Origin of the sequence: Kitasatospora sp. NPDC048298 (assembly GCF_043201465.1) — a bacterium.
In the GTDB taxonomy this organism is placed as follows: Bacteria; Actinomycetota; Actinomycetes; order Streptomycetales; family Streptomycetaceae; genus Kitasatospora.
In genome coordinates this window covers 1-18,639 of record NZ_JBICYZ010000119.1, presented here as the reverse complement: position 1 = coordinate 18,639, position 18,639 = coordinate 1, and the positions used below count along the sequence as shown (strand labels likewise).

Annotated in this window: 13 protein-coding genes; 6 read left to right on the top strand and 7 right to left on the bottom strand. The window is 71.8% G+C overall.

Annotated elements, in window-relative coordinates:
* Positions 1 to 49 precede the first annotated feature (49 nt).
* Positions 50 to 367 carry a transposase gene (locus ACGF0D_RS42815; protein ID WP_392925781.1) on the bottom strand — a complete coding sequence of 106 codons (318 nt, stop codon included), beginning with the start codon at positions 365 to 367 and terminating at the stop codon, positions 50 to 52.
* 161 nt (positions 368 to 528) lie between these two features.
* Here ACGF0D_RS42815 and ACGF0D_RS42810 point away from each other — a divergent pair, with 161 nt between their 5' ends.
* The 4 genes from ACGF0D_RS42810 (at position 529) to ACGF0D_RS42795 (ending at position 5,051) form a co-directional block, all read left to right on the top strand.
* Complete coding sequence (locus tag ACGF0D_RS42810) at positions 529 to 1,005, top strand: DUF6882 domain-containing protein (RefSeq protein WP_392925780.1); 477 nt, start codon at positions 529 to 531, stop codon at positions 1,003 to 1,005.
* Positions 1,006 to 1,334: 329 nt separating this feature from the next.
* The gene (locus ACGF0D_RS42805) at positions 1,335 to 2,588 is read left to right on the top strand and encodes a damage-control phosphatase ARMT1 family protein (RefSeq protein WP_392925778.1); all 1,254 of its coding nucleotides are present in this window, start codon (positions 1,335 to 1,337) and stop codon (positions 2,586 to 2,588) included.
* Positions 2,589 to 2,775: 187 nt separating this feature from the next.
* Entirely contained in the window at positions 2,776 to 3,594 is an 819-nt protein-coding gene (locus ACGF0D_RS42800; RefSeq protein WP_392925776.1) for a glycerophosphodiester phosphodiesterase, read from the top strand.
* 134 nt (positions 3,595 to 3,728) lie between these two features.
* Positions 3,729 to 5,051 carry an MFS transporter gene (locus tag ACGF0D_RS42795; RefSeq protein ID WP_392925783.1) on the top strand — a complete coding sequence of 441 codons (1,323 nt, stop codon included), beginning with the start codon at positions 3,729 to 3,731 and terminating at the stop codon, positions 5,049 to 5,051.
* 138 nt (positions 5,052 to 5,189) lie between these two features.
* Here ACGF0D_RS42795 and ACGF0D_RS42790 read toward each other — a convergent pair whose 3' ends face one another.
* From ACGF0D_RS42790 to ACGF0D_RS42765, 6 genes are all read right to left on the bottom strand, one after another.
* Positions 5,190 to 7,028, bottom strand: coding sequence for a trypsin-like serine protease (locus ACGF0D_RS42790; RefSeq protein WP_392925775.1), 1,839 nt, complete (start codon positions 7,026 to 7,028; stop codon positions 5,190 to 5,192).
* 159 nt (positions 7,029 to 7,187) lie between these two features.
* Positions 7,188 to 8,927 (bottom strand): trypsin-like serine protease, encoded by a 1,740-nt coding sequence (locus tag ACGF0D_RS42785; protein ID WP_392925773.1) that lies wholly within the window; start codon positions 8,925 to 8,927, stop codon positions 7,188 to 7,190.
* Positions 8,928 to 9,020: 93 nt separating this feature from the next.
* The gene (locus tag ACGF0D_RS42780; protein WP_392925772.1) at positions 9,021 to 10,592 is read right to left on the bottom strand and encodes a trypsin-like serine protease; all 1,572 of its coding nucleotides are present in this window, start codon (positions 10,590 to 10,592) and stop codon (positions 9,021 to 9,023) included.
* 139 nt (positions 10,593 to 10,731) lie between these two features.
* Entirely contained in the window at positions 10,732 to 12,342 is a 1,611-nt protein-coding gene (locus ACGF0D_RS42775; protein WP_392925770.1) for a trypsin-like serine protease, read from the bottom strand.
* Between the two features lie 49 nt (positions 12,343 to 12,391).
* Entirely contained in the window at positions 12,392 to 12,916 is a 525-nt protein-coding gene (locus ACGF0D_RS42770) for a hypothetical protein (protein ID WP_392925768.1), read from the bottom strand.
* Between the two features lie 56 nt (positions 12,917 to 12,972).
* A complete protein-coding gene (locus tag ACGF0D_RS42765; RefSeq protein WP_392925767.1) occupies positions 12,973 to 13,464 on the bottom strand; it encodes a hypothetical protein in 492 nt (163 codons plus the stop codon).
* Positions 13,465 to 13,964: 500 nt separating this feature from the next.
* On the opposite strand from ACGF0D_RS42765, the gene ACGF0D_RS42760 reads away from it, so the two are divergent.
* Both ACGF0D_RS42760 and ACGF0D_RS42755 read left to right on the top strand, forming a co-directional pair.
* Positions 13,965 to 18,002 carry a polymorphic toxin-type HINT domain-containing protein gene (locus tag ACGF0D_RS42760; RefSeq protein ID WP_392925765.1) on the top strand — a complete coding sequence of 1,346 codons (4,038 nt, stop codon included), beginning with the start codon at positions 13,965 to 13,967 and terminating at the stop codon, positions 18,000 to 18,002.
* On the top strand, positions 17,992 to 18,414 hold the full coding sequence (locus ACGF0D_RS42755; protein WP_392925763.1) for a hypothetical protein: 423 nt from the start codon (positions 17,992 to 17,994) through the stop codon (positions 18,412 to 18,414). Before ACGF0D_RS42760 ends, ACGF0D_RS42755 begins: the two co-directional genes overlap by 11 nt.
* The last annotated feature ends 225 nt before the right edge of the window (positions 18,415 to 18,639 follow it).

Here is an 18,639-nt window from a genome sequence, read left to right as displayed (position 1 = left end):
GGGCCACAAAACCTTCATCTCCCGCACAGCATCACTCGCGGAGGCTGTCCTACAACCAACTCCCTTTCGTGTTCAGGACGCAATCCTTGGCAAAACAGGCGGCCGCCTTCCGCAGGATCTCCTTCTCCAACTCCAGCTCACGGACCTGCTTGCGCAGCCGGCGCAGCTCCTCGCGCTCGGCCGGGGTCAACGGGCCCTCACCGTTCGTGCCCGAAGTCGACTCGGCGCGCGACCGTGCGACCCACTGGCGCAGCGACTCCGGGTTGACACCCAGCTCGCGCGCCACCGACGAGATGCGCCGCCCGCTGGACTCCACCAGCGCGACCGCGTCCCGCTTGAACTCCCCCGAGTACCTCGCAGTGCCCATGGGCCTACGCCAGACCTGCCCACCACAAGAAGGGAACCAAGCCCCGACGAACAGGATGAGCGACCAGCAGATCCGCCAGGATGGCCAGGTCCCGGCCCGGCAGCCCTGATCACCAGCCCGAATGGGAGGATCTTGCCGACAGTTCTGCGCGAGGAGGCAAAGTGGACGACCGCTCCAAGCATGACCACTCCGGCTGGGAGGAGGTCGTGCTCGCGGCTCGCGAGCGTGCCGGCACTCGGCAGGCCCTCATGGTCGAGCGCTTCGGACTGTCGGGGGATGTGCAATACGACTGGTCGATGGACGACGCGCAGATCACGTGGTCGCGCGACGGGAAGGCCTTCCTCACCGGCAGACTCACGATGATCGGCAGCGTCAGTCTCGCCCAGCAGTCCTGGCTGTGGTCCTGGGCGAATGAGTCACTGCCGCCAGCAGTCCTGGGTGATATCGAGCGCGTCCGGCAGTTCGGCGAGGCGAACGACTACCCCGTCCTGCCGTGGCCGGGCTTCAACTACCACCCCGAGCTCGTCGCCGAGGCTCGGATGGTCGCGGCATCCGTGCTCGACGCCGAGGGGCTATGGGCGGAGTCTATGGACGACGTGCAACTCCACTTCCTGGTCCACGACTTGGTCCTCGCCTGAACGACAGTGACGGACCTCCAGGCGCCAGGGCCGCTGATGCTGGCCATCGGACGTTAAACGTCAAGCTGACGTTCGTAGCAACATTCCCTCGACCGTGACGGGGCCCTCAGCGCAGCCTTGCGCCGCGGGCCCCGTCCGCGTTTCCCCCGGCTCCGCCGGCACGGCCGGGCGCGGGCGGCCGAGCAGCGGCGCGACCTAGACTCGGGCGTGCCGTCGGCCGCGGACGGCGGATCGCCGGTGGACGGCGGACGGCCGGTGGACGGGCCGTCGATCGCCAGGCGCCGGACGCCGGACGCCGAGGACGAGAACGAGAGAGACGAGCCCCCATCGTGTCGAAGCCGAGCGCACCGAAGCCCGACCCGTCGAGCGGGAGCAGTTCCCCGGACGCACCGCCCGTGATCCGGGCCGACGTCCCCGGGTCCTTCGCCCACGGGGTGTTCCACGAGCGCCACCCGAAGCTGCTCCGCCAGGTGCTCGACGCGCTGCCGTACGGGCCGGGCGAGCGGGCGGCGGTCGAGCGGCTGCTGGTGGAGAGCACCTCCGGGGTGCTGGAGCCGCTGGGGGCGGACGCCCCGGACGGGGCGCAGTGGCTGGCGTGGGGCGAGGGCCTGTGGGGCAGGCCGTGGGGCGAGGCGCCGTTCCTCTGGGCGGAGAGCTACTTCTACCGGCGACTGCTGGAGGCCACCGGGTACTTCCGGCCCGGCGCGTGGCAGGGCGTCGATCCGTTCGCGCCGTTCAAGGCCGTCGAGTTGGGCGGGCCGGCGGTGGACGAGGAGCTGGCCGCGCTGGACGGGCTCGACGGGCTGTCGGAGGAGCGACGGGCGCAGGCGCTGGTGTCCTCCGCGCTGTGGGGCAACCGGGCGGACCTCAGCTTCCGGATCACCGCGGGGGCGGAGGGGGCGACGGCCCCGGACCTGGCCGCCGACGACGGTGCGCTGCTGCGGGCGGCGCTGGAGCGGGCGTCCGTGGAACGGGCCTCCGTGGAACGGGCCGGGAGCGCGGGCGGACCGGTGTGCGTCGTCGCGGACAACGCGGGCCGGGAGCTGTTGCCGGATCTGGTGCTGATCGACCACCTGCTGGCCCACGGCCTGGCGGCGCGGGTCGTGCTGTACGTGAAGCCGCAGCCGTACTTCGTGTCGGACGCGACGATGGCCGACGTCCTCGCCGCGGTGGGGCGCCTTCGCAGCGCGTCCTCCCCCGCCGCCGGGGCGGTCGGCGGGCGGCTGTGGCGGGCGTTGGGCGAGGGTGCGCTCGTGGTCCGTACGCACCCGTTCTTCTGCGCCCCGCTGCCGTTCCACGACCTGCCCGCCGACCTTCGGGCCGAGTTCGCGGGTGCGGCGCTGACGATCGTCAAGGGGGACCTCAACTACCGCCGGCTGGTCGGCGACCGGCGCTGGCCGCCGACCACCCCGTTCGCCGAGGCGGTCGGGCACTTCCCCTCGGCGGTGGCTGCGTTGCGGACGCTGAAGTCGGACGTGGTCGTCGGTCTCGACGCCACCGCCGTCGCCCGGCTCGACGGCACCGGCACGACGTGGCGCACCGACGGGCGGCACGCCGTCGTCCAGGTCGACCCGCGCAGGTAGGACTGCGCCGGGTAGGGCTGCGCGGGTAGGGGCTGCGCCGGGTCGGGCTGCGCAGGCACGGGCTGCACCGAACTGATCGTTACTGCTTGACAGGGTGCGTAATACTGTAACGCGCTGGCACCGGTACGCCCCCGGATCCCGGCCCACGGGCCGCCCGGATCCCTCTCCCCGCAGCTCGGAGCACCACATGCACCCCTTCCTCGACCACCCCGGGCCGCTCGCCTTCGCACACCGGGGCGGTGACCTCGGGCGCCCCGAGAACTCGCTCGCCGCCTTCGAGGCCGCCGTCGCGCTCGGGTACCGCTACCTGGAGACGGACGTGCACGCGACCGCCGACGGTGTGCTGGTGGCCTTCCACGACTCGCGCCTCGACCGGGTCACCGACCGCACCGGAACGGTGGCGGAGCTGCTCTGGGAGGACGTCAGGCGGGCCCGGATCGGCGGGACCGAGCCGGTGCCGCTGCTGGAGGACCTGCTCGGCGCGTTCCCGCAGGCCCGGTTCAACATCGACGTCAAGGCGGCGCCGGCCGTCGGCCCGCTGGTCGAGGCGATCCGCCGGACCGACGCCTGGGACCGGGTCTGCGTCGGCGGCTTCTCCGACACCCGGCTGGCCGCCGTCCGCGCCGCCGCCGGCCCGCGGCTGGCCACCTCGCTCGGCCCGCGCGAGGTGGCCCGGCTGCGGCTGCGCTCGCTGGCGGAATCGTTCCTGCCGCCGTTCCTGTCCCGGCGCCCCGGAGCGCCGTTCACCGGGCTGTGCGCCCAGGTGCCGGAGCGTCACCGGGGCGTGCGGGTCGTCGACCGGGCCTTCGTCCGCACCGCCCACCGGCTCGGCCTCCAGGTGCACGTCTGGACTGTGGACGATCCCACACGGATCAGGGCTCTCCTCGACCTGGGTGTGGATGGCATCATGGCCGATCGCATCGACGTCCTGCGGGACGTCCTCGGCGAGCGCGGCTGCTGGACGGACGGCAGTACCGGCTCCAGCACGGTGATGGGAACCCCATGAGCACCACGAACTCGGCGACGCACCTGCCGGACGACCCACCGACCGACCCCACGACCGCCCCGGCCACGGCTGCCACTGCCACCGCTGCCGCTGCCGCTGCCGCTGCCGCCGACGACGGACGGTCCCTGCGCCGGATGCAGTTCGGCTGGTACGTCAACGACTGGGCCAACGCCGCCTTCTCGGCCACCGTCCTGACGGTGTTCCTCGGCCCGTACCTGACCTCCGTCGCCAAGGACGCCGCCGACGCGGCCGGCAACGTGCACCCGCTCGGCCTGACGATCCGCGCAGGATCGTTCTTCCCGTACACGGTCTCGTTCTCCGTGCTGCTCTCGGTCGCCGTGATGCTGCTGACCGGCACCCTCGCCGACCGCACCGGGCGGCACAAGGAGCTGATGTGCGGCTTCGCGTACCTCGGCTCGCTCGCCACCATGGGGATGTTCTTCCTCCAGGGCGACCGCTACCTCCTCGGCGGCGCGCTGCTCGTCGTCGCCAACATCTCGTACGCGGTCTCGGTCGCGCTCTCCTACGCCTACCTGCCCGGCCTGGCCTCCCCCGACGAGCGGGACAAGGTCTCCTCCAAGGGCTGGGCCTACGGCTACGCGGGCGGCGGACTGCTGCTGATCGCCAACCTGGCGCTGTTCCAGGGCCACGACGCGTTCGGCCTGGACTCCGGCACCGCCGTCCGGATCTGCCTCGCCTCGGCCGGCCTGTGGTGGGCGCTGTTCACCATCGTCCCCCTGCTCCGACTGCCCTCCCGCGCCGGCGTCGCCCCGGTCGTGGCCACAGCGACGGCGACCGAGGACGGCAAGCCCACCACCGGCAGCCTGCGCGAACTCGCCCGCACCCTGCGCGGCATGCGCGAGCACCCGCTCACCCTGCTCTACCTCGCCGCCTTCCTCTGCTACAACGACGGCATCCAGACCGTCGTCTCCCAGGCCTCGCTCTACGGCAGCGAGGAACTCGGCATGGAGCAGACCGCGCTGGTCACCGCCGTGCTCCTGGTCCAGGTCGTGGCGATCGGCGGCGCCCTGCTGCTCGGCCGGATAGCCCAGCGCTACGGCGCCAAGCGGACCATCCTCGGCTCCCTGGTCGGCTGGGTCGTCACCCTCGCCCTCGGCTACTTCATGCCCGCCCACCAGCCCGCCTGGTTCTACGTCCTGGCCTGCATGATCGGCCTGGTCCTCGGCGGCAGCCAGGCCCTCTCCCGCTCCCTCTTCTCCCACCTCATCCCGCCCGGCCGGGAAGCCGAGTACTTCAGCTTCTACAAGGTCAGCGACCGCGGCACCAGCTGGATGGGGCCGCTCGTCTTCGGCCTCGCCTACCAGCTCACCGGCAGCTACCGCTCGGCGATCATCTCCCTGCTGATCTTCTTCGTCATCGGCTTCGCCGTGCTGCTCAAGGTGCCGGTCCGCCGCGCCATCGAGGCCGTCGGCAACCCGGTGCCCGAACGCCTCTGACGGTCCGAACGCCTCTGACGGTCCGAACGCGTCTGACGGCTCGCGCGGCGCGCGCGGCGCCCCCTGAGAACGAGCCGGGCCCGGCTGCTCCCCCGATCGATCGGAGGAGCGGCCGGGCCCGGTCCGTGCACGGCCTCGTCAGCCGGTGATCATGGTCTTGCCGCCGATCGTCTTCCAGCCGCCCCAGGTCTGGCCCGGGTCGGCCTTGTACGACGCGTAGTTCAGGGCGCCGTCGTCCCGGCCGGTGGCGAAGAGGTTCATGACTCCGGCCGTGGCGTTGAACGTCGCGGCCGGGAACCGACCGGTGGCGAACTTCCAGTCCCCCATGGAGGTCCAGGCGCGCCACGGCTTGCCGTCGGGCAGCCACTCCGTGCGGGCGAGGATGCCGCCGCCGTCGACCGCGAACAGCTCGAAGCCGCCGGTCGCGGGGTCGAAGACGGCGGTCGGCGAGCCGGCGAACTGCCGGCCGGGGATCTCGTACCAGCCGCTCCACTCGCCCATGCCCGGCGTGAAGTAGGAGTGCGCGACCACCCCGTTGGTCCTGGTGGCGAAGACCTCCGCGGTCCTGGTCACCGGGTTGTAGGCGGCGGTCGGGCTGCCGGTGAACTTCACCTCGGAGTGCAGCGTGCTCCAGCCGCGCCAGGGCTTGCCGTCGGGCAGCCAGTAGGTCTGGGACAGCACGCCGTCGCCGCCGATCACGAACAGCTCGATGCCGCCGGTGGCGGGGTTGTAGACGGCGGTCGGGCTGCTCGCGAACTGCCAGTCGTCGATGTCGTACCAGCCGCTCCACGCCGTCATGCCCGGCGTGTAGTACGAGTGCGCGACCACCCCGTTGGCCCTGGTGGCGAAGACCTCCGCGGTCTTCGTCGCCGGGTTGTAGACGGCGGTGGGGCTGCCGGTGAACTTCCGGTCGGGGGTGGGCTTGAGGTCCTGGGCGTACCACTCGCGCCAGCCCTTGCCGTCCGGCATCCAGTACGTCTGGCTGAGCACGCCGTCGGTGCCGACGGCGAACAGCTCGGTGCCGCCGGTGGCGGGGTTGTACAGCGCGGCGGGGACGCTCGCGAACTCCCAGTTGCCGGCGACCTGCTCCCAACCGCTCCAGGTCGTGCCGTCCGCGCTGGAGGAGGACACCACGTGGCGGTTGCCGTCGACGGCGAAGACCGTCGTGATCTTCCGGGCCGGGTCGTAGACCGAGCTGCGGGCCGGCGGGTTGGCGGTGACGCTCTCCCACCAGCCGTCGCGGACCTGCTTGATCCACCCGCCGAGGTCGTCGACGCGCGTGTCGTACGCGCCGGTGCGGGTCTCGGTGGCGGGTACGCCCAGGCAGCCGCCCTGCCAGGAGCGGGAGGCTACGGCGACCAGCTCGGCAGCCCTGCCGTTGACCTCGCGGACGGCCGGGGCGCCGGTGTCGCCCTTGCAGATCGCCGCGCCGCCCGTCCCCGTGATGCCGATGCCGGTCGGGCTCACGGTGTCGAGCGAGAAGGCGCCGGTGTGCAGCTTGTTCGGGATCCACTCGTCCTTGGTCCGGCCGTACCCGGGCACCCGCAGCGTCTCCCCGGCGCTGGGGGCGGTGGTGGCGACCGCGATCGGGGCGACGCCGTTGACGGGCGCGGCGAGGCGGGCCAGCACCAGATCGCGGTCCTGACGCGGCGCCAGCTCGGCGATCTCCACCGACCTGTCGCCGACGGTGGCGGTGGTCTTCCACTTCGGCGCGCCGGCCGCCAGCGCCTGCGGTTGCGCCGGGTCGTCCGAGAAGCACGACGCGGCGGTCAGCACCCAGTAGCGGTCCACCAGCGCACCCGTGCAGGCCCGCACGTTGTCACCGATCGCCAGGCGCACGGTGAAGGCGTAGGAACCGTCGGCGGCCGGGTCTCCGACCACGGCACCGGCCGGGGAGAAACTGCTCAGCGTGCCGGCGGTCGCGGCCGCGACCAGCACACCGGCCCGCAGGGAACGGGCCTGGGACTTGCGGGACATGAGAGAGATCTCCTCAGGACGTTCGAAAGGGCGGCACCCCTCGGGAGCGGGGGGTGCCGATGAGATTCACCGGCGGTGGTGCTCCGGTCGGCGCCGGCGCCGACCGGATGCGGGCCGCCCTGTGCGTGGCGGGGCGGCCCGCCCCGGGTCTGCCGCGGGTCAGGGGGCGGAGGGGCCGCCGTGGAAGCGGACCCAGCCCGGCCCCAGCGGATCGACGGACCACAGGGTGTTGTTGACGTCCCGCACGTAGGTGACCGGGTGCCCGGTGGCCGGGTCGAGGACGGTCTGCGGGACGGCGTCCGCGGCCATCGCGGTCTGGGCCGGGGTGAGGACGAACTCGGTCCGCTCGCCGGTCGACACGTCGATCGAGTTCAGCTTGCTGTCCGGGCCGTTGACGTACACCACGGTCCGCTTGCCGGCTTCGTCGGCGAACGCGACCGGGTCGGTGGCGGCCAGCAGGCCGAAGTCGCGCCAGCCCGGGCCGAACGGGTCGACGGACCACAGGTGGTGGGCGGTGTCACGGATGAAGGTGGTGAAGTGCCCGGTGGCGGGGTCGACGACCGTCGAGGGGACGGCGTCCGGGGCCATCGCCGTGCCGGAGGGGGTCGGGACGAACTCGACCCGGCCCGCGCCGCGCCGGTCGATGGAGTTCAGCCGGTTGTCCGGCCCGTTGACGTGGACCACGATGTGGCCGTCGTTCGGGTTGACCACCGGGACGGGGTCGGTGGCGGCCAGCGGGCCGAAGTCGTACCAGCCCTCGCCCTGCGGGTCGACGGACCACAGGTGGTGGGCGGTGTCACGGACGAAGGTGACCAGGTGCCCGGTGGCCGGGTCCACGACCGTGCGCGGCACGGCGTCGGGGGCCAGCACCGTCCCGGCGGAGGTCGGGACGAACGCGGTCCACCGGCCGGTGGTGCGGTCGTACGACCAGAGTTTGTTGTCCGGCCCGTTGACGTACACCATCACGTGGCCGTCGGCCGGGTTGGCGATCGCGGTGGGGCGGGTGGCGGCGTAGGTGCCCAGATCGAGCCAGCCCTCGCCCCGCGGGTCGACCGACCACAGGTGGTTCCTGCTGTCCTGCACGAAGGTCAGCGGATGACCGGTGGCGGGGTCGACGACAGTGGACGGTGAGGCCGTCACCACGGTCCCCGAGGGGGTGGAGTGCCTGGTCCTGGTGATCCACGTGCCGAGGTCGTCGACCCTGGTGGCGTACGCGCCGGTGCGGGTCTCGGTGGCGGGGGTGCCCAGGCAGCCGCCCTGCCAGGAGCGGGAGGCGACGGCGACCAGCTCGGCCCTGCCGTTGACCTCACGGACGGCCGGGGCGCCGGTGTCGCCCTTGCATACGGCCGCGCCGCCGGTACCCGTGATGCCGACGCCGGTCGCGGTCACCGTGTCGAGCGAGAACGCGCCGGTGTGCAGCTTGTTCGGCACCCACTCGTCCTTGGTGCGCCCGTACCCGGGTAGCCGCAGGCTCTGCCCGGCCGCCGGCTCCGAGGTGCCGACCGCGAGCGGCGCGACACCCTCGACGGGCGTGGCGAGGCGGGCCATCACCAGGTCGCGGTCCTGACGCGGCGCCAGCTCGACCACCTGGACCGACTTGGAGCCGACGGTGGCGGTCGTCCTCCACTTCGGCGCGCCGGCCGCCAGGGCCTGCGGCTGCGCCGGGTCGTCGGCGAAGCAGGAGGCGGCGCCGATCACCCAGTACTGGTCGATCAGCGCGCCGGTGCAGGCGCGCTGGTTGTCGCCGATCGCCAGGCGCGCGGTGAAGGTGTAGGAGGCGTCGGCGGCCGCATCGCCGACCACGGCACCGGCCGGGGAGAAACTGCTCAGCGTGCCGGCGGTCGCGGCCGCGACCAGCACACCGGCCCGCCAGGAACGGGACGGGGTCTTGCGGGACATGAGGATTCCTCTTCGAGTCAGTAAGGAGCAGCCCGCGAGAGCGGCCGGCATCGTGCCGGCCGCTCCCGCGGGGAACGGCGGGTTCGGTCCGGATCAGCCGGTGGTGGCGGTGATGGACTGGATGCCCTTGCTGGTGACGGCGTAGAAGGTGGTCCAGCTGCCGTCGGCCTTCTTGTCGGCGGTCCAGATCTGCTCGTCGGTGCCGATGGCGAACAGGCGGACGGTGTCGCCGATGGTGGTGGTGGCCACCTGCTTGGCTCCGCGGACGCCGGGGACCGGGTCGAAGGTGGTCCAGGGGCCGCCGTCGGTGCTGTCGGCGGTCCAGATCAGGTTGTCCCCGCCGACCGCGAACAGGCGCACGGTGTTGCCGATGGTGGTGGCGGCGATGCCCTGGATGCCCTTGCTGGGGATGGCCGTGAAGGTGGTCCAGGGGCCGCCGTTGGTGCTGTCGGCGGTCCAGATCTGGTTGTCGCCGCCGATCGCGAACAGGCGCACGGTGTTGCCGACGGCGACGGCCGCGACCTGCTTGATGCCGGTGCTGGGCATCTCCACGAACGGGGTCCAGGTTCCGGCGGTGTAGTCGCCGGTCGCGGTCCAGATCTTGTCGTCGCCGCCGATCGCGAACAGGCGGACCTTGTCGCCGGTGGCGACGGCGGCCACCTGCTTGACACCGCTGGTGTTGGGCACGAGACCGAACGGGGTCCAGGTGCCGGTGACGGCGTCCCTGGCCGCGGTGCGGATCCGCCCGTCGGTGTCGGCCGCGAACAGGCGGACCTTGTCGCCCATCGTGACGACACTGGCCTGACCGATGCCGCTGCTGGCGGGAACGGCCTCGAAGGTGCCCCACACGTTCGTGGTGTACGCGCCGTCGTTCGTCCAGACCTGGTAGTCGCCGCCGACCGCGAACAGCCGGCTGCCCGGACGGGACGCCTTCACCTGCTGGACCCAGCCGCCGAGGTCGTCGACGCGGGTGTTGTAGGCGCCGGTGCGGGTCTCGGTGGCCGGGGTGCCCAGGCAACCGCCCTGCCAGGAGCGGGAGGCAACGGCGACCAGCTCGGCCTTGCCGTTCACCTCGCGGATCGCCGGGGCACCGGTGTCGCCCTTGCAGATCGCGGCACCGCCGGTGCCGGTGGTACCGATACCGGTCGCACTCACGCTGTCGAGGCTGAACGCGCCGGTGTGGAGCTTCAGTGGCGCCCACTCGTCCTTGGTCCGCCCGAAACCGGGCACCCGCAGGCTCTGCCCCGCGGTCGGGACGGTGGTCGCCAGCGACAGCGGGACGACACCCTCGACGGGCGTGGCCAGGCGGGCCATCACCAGGTCACGGTCCTGACGCGGCGCCAACTCGGCCACCTCGACCGTCTTGGCTCCGACCGTGACGGTCGTCTTCCACTTCGGCGCACCCGCCGCGAGCGCCTGCGGCTGCGCCGGGTCGTCGGAGAAGCACGACGCCGCGGTCAGCACCCAGGAGCGGTCCACCAGCGCGCCGGTGCAGCCACGCAGGTTGTCACCGATCACCAGGCGCGCGGTGAAGGCGTAGGAGCCGTCGGCGGCGGCGTCACCCACCACGGCGTGGGCCGAGGGGATCGAGAGGGTGGCAAGCACGCCGGAGGCCGCGGCGGCCACCAACGCGCCCGTCCGCCGGGAACGGGACTTGTCGGACATCGGGAATTCCCCCCTGGAGTTGTACGTGACGGTGACGTGACGGTGGTGTCCCGCCGGACCGGCGACCGGGCGGCAACCGGGTGACGACCGGGCGCGACCAGGCGACGACCGGTCCGGCGGGACGGGGTATGGGCCGGGATCAGCCGGTGGTGGTGGCGGTGATGGCCTTGACCCCGGCGGCACCGCCCGGGACCTCGCCCCACGCGGTCCACTTGCCCGCGTTGTAGTCGGCGTCGCGGTTGTAGACCTTGTCGTCCTCGTTGATGGCGACGACGTGCACGACATTGCCCTCGGCACTGCTGCTGATGGCCTTCAGCCGGTTGTTGCTGACCTTCGTCCAGGTCGGGTCCCACCGGCCCGCGGCATAGTCGGCGCGGGTGCTGTACAGAGAGCCGTCCGAGCCGATGATCTGCACGTCCAGGCCGTTGCCGCGGGCGGCCGCGGTGATGCCCTTGACCCCGGCGGCACCGCCCGGAATCTCGCCCCACGCGGTCCACTTGCCCGCGTTGTAGTCGGCGTCGCGGTTGTAGACCTTGTCGTCCTCGTTGATGGCGACGACGTGCACGACATTGCCCTCGGCACTGCTGCTGATGGCCTTCAGCCGGTCGTTGCTGACCTTCGTCCAGGTCGGATCCCACCGGCCCGCGGCGTAGTCCGCCTGGGTGCTGTGCAGGGAGCCGTCCGAGCCGATGATCTGCACGTCGACGACGTTGCCGCGGGCCGCGGCGGTGATGCCCTTGACCCCGGCGGCACCGCCCGGGACCTCGCCCCACGGGGTCCAGCTGCCGCCGACCCTGCCGTCACACGTGTACACCCGGCCGTCGGAACCGATGACATAGACGTGCACGGTGTCACCGATGGCCACCGAGTCCACAGCGGTGAGGTCACCACTCGGCAGGGGCTGCCAGCCACCGAGCCAGGTGCCGGCCCGGTAGTCGGCGACGGTCCCCCACAGCTTGTTGTCCGCGCCGACGACCTGCACGTGCAGGCCGGGCTTGACCTCCGCCGTACGGGAACGCTGGTACCTCACCCAGTCGCCGAGGTCGTCGACACGGGAGCTGGAGGCGCCGGTACGGGTCTCCGTGGCCGGGGTGCCCAGGCAACCGCCCTGCCACGAACGGGACGCGACGGCCACCAGCTCGGCCTTCCCGTTCACCTCACGGATCGCCGGGGCACCGGTGTCACCCTTGCAGATCGCCGCACCACCGGTACCGGTGGTACCGATACCGGTCGCACTCACGCTGTCGAGACTGAACGCGCCGGTGTGGAGCTTCAGTGGCGCCCACTCGTCCTTGGTCCGCCCGAAACCAGGCACCCGCAGCGTCTGCCCGGCCGTCGGGGCCGTCGTCGCCAGCGACAGCGGGACGACACCCTCGACGGGCGTGGCCAGGCGGGCCATCACCAGGTCACGGTCCTGACGCGGCGCCAACTCGGCCACCTCGACCGCCTTGGCTCCGACCGTGACGGTCGTCTTCCACTTCGGCGCACCCGCCGCCAGCGCCTGCGGCTGCGCCGGGTCGTCGGAGAAGCACGACGCCGCGGTCAGCACCCAGCTGCGGTCCACCAGCGCGCCGGTGCAGCCACGCAGGTTGTCACCGATCACCAGGCGCGCGGTGAAGGCGTAGGAGCCGTCGGCGGCGGCGTCACCGGAGACGGCGCCGGCCGGAGTGAAGGTGCTCAATGTGCCGGCGGCCGCAGCCGCCACCAGCAGACCCGCCCGCTTGGAGCGCGGCGAGGAGTTGCGAAGCATGTGTGTTCCCGGAGGTGAGAGGTGGGTGCGTGGGTTCGGGTGGTGGCTGTCAGCCGGTGACGGTGAGCTCGGTGATGCTCGCCGGGTTGCCGCTGGTGCCTTCGCCGATGCCCTTGAAGCCGTCCTTGGGGACGTCGAGGGTCTGGGCGGCTCCGTCGACGGTGAGGCCGACCTTCAGCGAGCGTCCGCCGCTGCTCTGGACGGCGAAGACGTCGGGCAGTTGGAGGGTGAGGGTGCCGGTGGTGCCGGCGACGGTGAAGCAGATCCGGTTGTCCGGGTTGCCCGGGGCGCGGGTCCAGATCTGGATCTGGGTGGGCTTGGCGCAGTCGCCGAGCAGGATGTGGCCGTCGCCGCGTCCCAGTTTGACCTTGGTGACGGTGTCGGCGCCGGGGTAGGTGAAGTCCTCGACGGCCGGGGGTGCGGCGGAGTTGTCGGCGGGGGGCGGGGTGGTGTCGGCGGAGGCGATCGCGGTGGCTCCGGCGAGGGCCGTGGCGGTCACGGCGGCGGCGGCCAGCCATCGGCGTGCGGTGGTGCGGCCGGTCCTCCGGGTGTCGCGGAGGGGGGTGTGGGTCACCTGGGGCTCCATCGGGAAAGGTGAGCGGGGCCGGTGGGGAGCGGTGCCGGTGCGGGTCAGCCGGTGATGCGCAGCTCGAGGAGCGCGGCGGGCTTGCCGTTGCCGGTGCCGCTGCCGATGCCGACGCTGGCGGCGGTGCCCTTGGCGATGTCGACGCTCTGGGTGCCGTCGACGGTGGTGAGCTTGGCGTTGACCGAGTAGTTGTCGGTGCGGATGCGGAAGACGTTGGGCACCTCGAGGGCGAGGTAGCCGGTGCTGCTGGTGGCGCGGAAGCAGATCTGGTTGCCGCTGCTGTTGGGCAGGTCGAAGCTCAGGACGCTGATCTGGTTGTCCACGGCGCAGTCGGACAGCATGATGTGGCCGTCGCCGCGCAGCAGCTTGACGTTCGGGTACGGGGCCGGGCCGGGGTGGTTGAAGTCCTCGACGGCCACCGGCGCGGTCGAGTTGTCCGCGGGGGCGCCGTCGGCGGAGGCGAGGGCGGTGGCGCCCAGCGTCGCGGCCAGAGCGATGGTGCCGCCAACGAGCCAGCGGGACACGTGCTTTGCCATGCCTAATCCTTTTCGTTCATCTGGTGTTGCCCGGAGGTTCGGATCCGCGGATTGGTTCGAACCAATCCGGATGGAAGGCGAACCGTTCGGCCTTAACGAGGCGTCAATGTCCGTGTTAATGCCTGCAGGGACTGCATTGCCGCCCTTTACGGGCATCGGTGGATTCCGGCCCATCGAAGCAGATCAACTGACGTCCCGACAACTGCTTCCCTGGCCAGACCAGGTGAGATGTCATGCTTTCGAAGGTGTTGTGGCGCTACTGGCGATGAGTTGCTTTTGCTTGGCTATGCCCGGGAGCCGGGGGTTCCATTGCGCTTGTTTCGTAGGCAACTCTGTGACTTCGTAGACATTCTGCTGGGGCGTCATTTGTCGTAGGCTCCGCTGCGGCCTGATTCGGCCGACGTCGACAGTGGAGGTTCCCCGTGCGCCTATCGATATCCCGCTCGCGACGGCGAGGGAGGGGAGGGCCGCCGCTGCTGGGCAGGCTCTCCCTGGGCCTGTTGCCCCTCGCGCTGACGGCAGGTCTGGTGGGGGCGGGCGTTCCGAACGCCGTCGCGGCTCCCCCGGTCGACGAGCCGACGTTGCTCAGCGACCGCGAGCGCACGGTGCAGGCCTGGCTCAACGGTGGCCCCGGCGTCCACCAGCTCGCGGAAGCCGTGCTCACGGGTTCCGACCAGGACGTGAAGCGGTTCCTGGACACCCAGCTCATCGACGCCCGGCACGCGGATGACCTGCTGGCCGCCTCCCAGATCGAGAGCGTGGGCGGGCCGAAGGTCCGCGAGGCCGCGGGCAAGGCGATCGAGGGCACCCCCGCAGAGCTGCGCGCGTTCCTGGAGAACGGTTTCAAGACGGCCCTCGACGCCGACCGGCGGCTGTGGATCACCCGGATCACCGACCCCGCGACGGGGGCGGGCCGTGGCATCCAGGCCGCGGGCGATGCCGCGCTGCGCAGCAACAGCAGTGAGGACCTGCAGCGGTTCCTGACCGAGGGTCAGTTCCCGGCGAAGGACGCCGACGACCGGGTCAAGCTGGTCCAGATCCTGAGCTCGGGCGGTGCGAACACCCAGGCGGCGGCGCGTGCGGCGTTGAACGGGTCGATCGATGACGTGCGTGACTTCCTCGCGGTCGGTCAGTACATCGCGCAGAACCGTGACATGGAGCGCGCGAGCATCGCGCAGCTGGTGCAGCAGGCGAAGGACGCGGGCGCGCAGGCGGCCCAGGAGACGGCCGCGGCCATCGAGGCCAAGAACACGGCGGTCTACGAGGCGCAGAAGGCCATGGAGGCCGCGGCCAAGGCCGCGGCGGAGACGCAGCAGGCCGGCAACGACTCGGCCAAGGCGACGGAGGCGGCGAACAAGGCCGCGACGGCGGCCGAGCGTGCGGGCAAGGCGGCGAACACGGCGTTGTCGGCCGCGCGTGCGGCCAACGCGGGTGCGCGTGCCGCGGCTTACGCGGCGTCGAACGCGGCGGCCGCGGCGGCCGGGGCCCAGCGGGCCGCGGCCAGTGCGCGGACTTCCGCGGCCGCAGCGGCCGGTGACGCGACCAAGGCGCACGAGGCGCGGGTGGCGGCGGACGCCGCTGACGAGGCCGCCAAGCTGACGGCGGCGGCGAAGGACACGCTCGTCCACTCGGACAAGGCCCTCGCCGACAGCAAGGACGCGACGGGTGCCGCGCTGAGTGCCAAGGGCAACGCGGACGCTGCGGCGGGCTCCGCCGAGCAGGCCGGTGCCTACGCGGCCAGTGCTGGCGGGCAGTCGGCCAAGGCCAAGCAGGCCGCGGCGGCGACGCGTCGTCAGGCCGCCGAGGCCGGCCGCGCGGCCGCTGCCGCGCAGCAGCTGGCCGGGGAGGCCGCGACGCAGTCGCAGGTGGCCGCGGCGTTGCTGAAGTCCGCGGGCGAGCACGCCGCCGCGGCGGCGCAGGCCGCCCGGGAGGCCGCCGACCACGCAGGTCAGAGCGCGAACGCCGCGCAGGAGTCCACCGACCACGCGAACGCCGCCTCCGGCTACGCCGCGGAGGCCCAGGGCGCGGTCGACAAGGCCAACGCGGTCTATGACCTGGCACGCCGCACCGAGGCCGAGGACCTGGCCAACCGCACCGCGGCCGCCACGGAGAAGGCCCGCCAGGCCAAGGCCGACGAGACGGCGAAGCAGGAGCAGACCGCCCAGGCTGCCCAGGAGGTCCAGAAGGCGAAGGCCGAGGCCGACCGTCTCGCCCAGCTGGCCAACCAGCCCGGCGCCACCCCGGCCCAGGTCGCCTCCGACGGCCGCAAACTCGCCCTGATCTCCCGCAAGATCTCCAGCTCCTGGGGTGCCTCGGCAGCCGAAGCCGCCCTCGCCGGCACCGACACGGCCGTCTTCGCCTACGTGAAGACCGGTCGCCGGGAGGCCGATGAGCGCGACGCTCGCGAGCACGTCGCTCAGATCCACAAGGACTCCGACAGCGAGGCGGTCCGCACCGCGGCCTACACCGCGCTGCAGGGCGACAGCGCCCAGATCAGTGCGTTCCTGAACAGTGGTCAGTTCGAGGCCGCGGCGCCGGAGAACCGGCTGACGATCACCCGCATCAGCGACAAGGCCGGTCAGGCCGTCAAGACCGCCGCCGACGCCGCGCTGCGGACCAACACCCCAGCGGCCCTGCGGGACTTCCTCGGCAAGGGGCTGTCGGACGCGCAGGCCGCCGACGACCTTCTCGCCGCCACCCGGCTGGAGGACGCCCCGTCCACCGAGCCCGAGCTCAAGGCCGCGGCGAAGATCGCCGTCGAAGGCCCCGTCCAGGGCCTGCGCGCGTTCGTGGCCGAAGGCCAGTACACCGCGCAGCAGAAGGACCAGCTCACCGCGCTGCACGTGGCCGATGTCCAGGGCCTGATCGCCCAGGCGACCGCCGCGTCCGCGACCGCCCAGCAGAACGCGGCCACGGCCCAGGCCGCCGCCGCCTACGCCCGCGGCATCGCCGACGAGGCCAGGGGCTACGAGGTCGCTGCCCAGGCATCGGCCAGTACCGCCGCTGACCACGTCGCCAAGGCCCAGGCCGCCGCCGACGCCGCCCAGGCCTCCGCCACCAAGGCCGCCGCCGCCGCGAAGGTCGCGAACAACGCCAAGGCCTCCGCGAACCGCGACGCCGCCAAGGCCGTACATTCCGCCAACCAGGCCGAACAGTCGGCCCGGCAGGCACGGTGGGCCGCCAGCGACGCCAACCAGTCCGCGAACGAGGCCCGGGCCTCGGCGGAAGCGGCGGGCAAGGACGCCCAGGCCGCCCAGGCCGCCGCCGACGACGCCCGCGCCAACTACCAGACCAAGTTCGACGCCGAGCAGAAGGCCGAAGCCGCCAGGATCGAGCAGGAGCGCAGGGACGCCGAGAAGCAGGCCCAGGCCGCGAAGCAGAAGCAGGACGCGATCGCGGCGATCGAGCAGGAGGTCAAGAAGGCAAAGGAGGACAACGAGACCTCCAGCGCCATCTACCGCCTCGTCTCCGAGAGCATCCACCTCACCCTCGACGTCATCGGCGGCGCGGGCGGCGTCATCGCCCCCGGCCTCGCCGACATCGCCGACCTCGTCAACTGCGCCTACTACGCCGTCGAAGGCCGCACCACCGACGCAGTCACCTCCTGCATCGGCGCGATCCCCTTCATCGGCGACGGCGCCGCCGTCGCCAAGCTCGCCCAGTGGGCCAAGAAGTTCGGCTCCTGGGGCGAGAAGGCCGTCGAGTTCATCAAGAAGCTCGTCACCCGGCTCCCTCCGTCCTGCCCGCTGAACAGCTTCCCGGCCGGCACCCGCGTCCTGATGGCCAACGGCTCCACCCGCGCCATCGAGACGGTCCGGGTCGGTGACGAGGTCCTCGCCACCGATCCCACCACCGGGCTGACTGGCCCCCGCAGGGTCACGGCCACCATCTACGGCCCGGACGACCGCGACTTCACGGACATCTCCCTGGGCGCCGGGCAGGCCCTGACCAGCACCGACCACCACCCCTTCTGGTCCGAGAACCAGAAGAAGTGGATCGACGCCGTCGACCTCAAGACCGGCGACGAACTGCGCAACCCGGCCGGCCAGCCCCAACGTATCGCGGACGTCCGGCACTGGAACACCCTCCAGCCCGCCTACAACCTCAGCGTCGACGAGCTCCACACGTACTACGTCCTCGCCGGCGAGACGCCGGTACTGGTGCACAACACCGACGAGTGCATGGAGATCGCACTCGGGAAGAACACGGTCGATGGCAACCGGGACGCGCTGATAGATTTCGCGGACAAGGTCAAGGCCAAGTCGTACCGCGACTGGCCCTCTCAAGCCGACGACTGGATGAAGGAGTTCAGGGGTTTCGTCGACGACGGAAAGACGAAGATCCACTTCAACCTGGACGGCATTCCCGACCCGAAGGATCTTGCCAGCAAGGGCAGGGGAACGGACCCGAGGGTCGACGGGTATGCGACCGGGTGGGAACTGGCCTACATCCAGGACAACCCGAGTTCATGGGACCGCGTGATCTTCTACAGGAAGGGCACGCCCCTCAGTAAGGAAGAGAACCCGTTTGCCAACTGACAACGGACAGCCACAGCCAGCTGGAGGCCTTCCCGCATCCTTCGATCGGGAGTTCCAGCTGTGGCGATACAATCTCAGCCATTCGGAACTCAAGCTGCGCAGCTTCGGCCGGGCATCGACACGCGATTTCATCGAGGTGACGTTCTACGGTGTCATCGGAATGAAGCTGAAATCCGCCTACCGGTCGCTCACGATCTCCAGCGCCGAGCCGACCCAGGTCGATGAGATTCTGAGATTCTCCGAAGTCCGGGAATCCGATTTCTCGCGATTCCGCTGCCTGGCATTGAAGTCGGACAGCGGCGATGGCCTTGTGGCGTGCCTCAGCTACAGCGTCTGGTCGCACTCGAAAGACTCTGATCATGACGCCGTCGGGGCCGGGAATCCGGATTCCGTGCTGATACTCAGAGGATAGCGAGGTGCCCCGCCGGAGTGCCTCCGGCGGGGCGCGGCACGAGGATGTCCCGAAATTCTTGGATCTTGGCGACGGCCTTCGCGAGGCTCTCCGCCGGGCCCCTCCTGCCACCCACGCGTCGGGGCCCCCCCCGGGGGGGGGGGGGGGGGCCCGGGGGCGGCCCCCCCCCCCGGGCCCGGGGCGGCCCCCCGGGGGGGGGGGCGCCGGGGGGGCGGGGGGGACCCC

What these genes read in the sequence shown, in the direction of transcription:
- ACGF0D_RS42790 (WP_392925775.1), bottom strand. Translation starts at nt 7,028, where the DNA reads ATGTCCCGCAAGTCCCAGGCCCGTTCCCTGCGGGCCGGTGTGCTGGTC.
- ACGF0D_RS42775 (WP_392925770.1), bottom strand. Translation starts at nt 12,342, where the DNA reads ATGCTTCGCAACTCCTCGCCGCGCTCCAAGCGGGCGGGTCTGCTGGTG.
- ACGF0D_RS42780 (WP_392925772.1), bottom strand. Translation starts at nt 10,592, where the DNA reads ATGTCCGACAAGTCCCGTTCCCGGCGGACGGGCGCGTTGGTGGCCGCC.
- ACGF0D_RS42800 (WP_392925776.1), top strand. Translation starts at nt 2,776, where the DNA reads ATGCACCCCTTCCTCGACCACCCCGGGCCGCTCGCCTTCGCACACCGG.
- ACGF0D_RS42785 (WP_392925773.1), bottom strand. Translation starts at nt 8,927, where the DNA reads ATGTCCCGCAAGACCCCGTCCCGTTCCTGGCGGGCCGGTGTGCTGGTC.
- ACGF0D_RS42795 (WP_392925783.1), top strand. Translation starts at nt 3,729, where the DNA reads ATGCAGTTCGGCTGGTACGTCAACGACTGGGCCAACGCCGCCTTCTCG.
- ACGF0D_RS42765 (WP_392925767.1), bottom strand. Translation starts at nt 13,464, where the DNA reads ATGGCAAAGCACGTGTCCCGCTGGCTCGTTGGCGGCACCATCGCTCTG.
- ACGF0D_RS42815 (WP_392925781.1), bottom strand. Translation starts at nt 367, where the DNA reads ATGGGCACTGCGAGGTACTCGGGGGAGTTCAAGCGGGACGCGGTCGCG.